1 protein-coding gene is annotated in these 567 nt (G+C 46.6%); it reads right to left on the reverse strand.

Translation table 11 applies throughout. The annotated features are described in order from the left end of the window. On the reverse strand, positions 1–505 hold a 505-nt coding region (locus C9J48_RS27700; protein ID WP_181320847.1), incomplete at its 3' end, for a PglD-related sugar-binding protein. Between the last annotated feature and the right edge of the window lie 62 nt (positions 506–567).

The raw sequence follows: 567 nt of genomic DNA on the forward strand, positions 1-567 counted from the left end.
CGTCTTGCGTTATCACTTGCCCACACAAGGTGGCTCTCGGGGCAATATGGTTGTAATGACCAATGCTACAATCATGCTCGATTACAGCACCACTGTTAATCACGCTATGCGCACCAATCTGCGCGCCAGCTTGAACAATGGCACCAGCAAATATTTGTGCCCCTACTTCAACGTTTGCAAATGGCGAAACTTGCGCACTCTCAGCAATGACGGTTTCAAACTGGTAATGGTGGGATAAATAATACTGATTCAGTGTACGTTTTAAACCCGATGCTGGCAGCATGCCAATGCCATTGACCAGCAATACGTCATCAGGCGAAAACGCCAACACATCATCATCCTTTGTTAGGTGTCGAATACCTGAAAATACACGCCGCATGCTGATGTCATCAGGGCAGACGACCGCTAATACCTCTCGTCCTTGAGCCCGTAAAATATCTACCAAGACACTGGCATGCCCCCCCCCACCAATAATCAAAAGAGGCTTGATAAGCGAACTACTCAACAATCAAATCTCCAGCATCATAATCAATCGAAGCACGCTTATTTAATAAGTCCCAGTAGTTG

Source organism: Photobacterium profundum, assembly GCF_003026285.1.
GTDB lineage: Bacteria > Pseudomonadota > Gammaproteobacteria > Enterobacterales > Vibrionaceae > Photobacterium > Photobacterium profundum.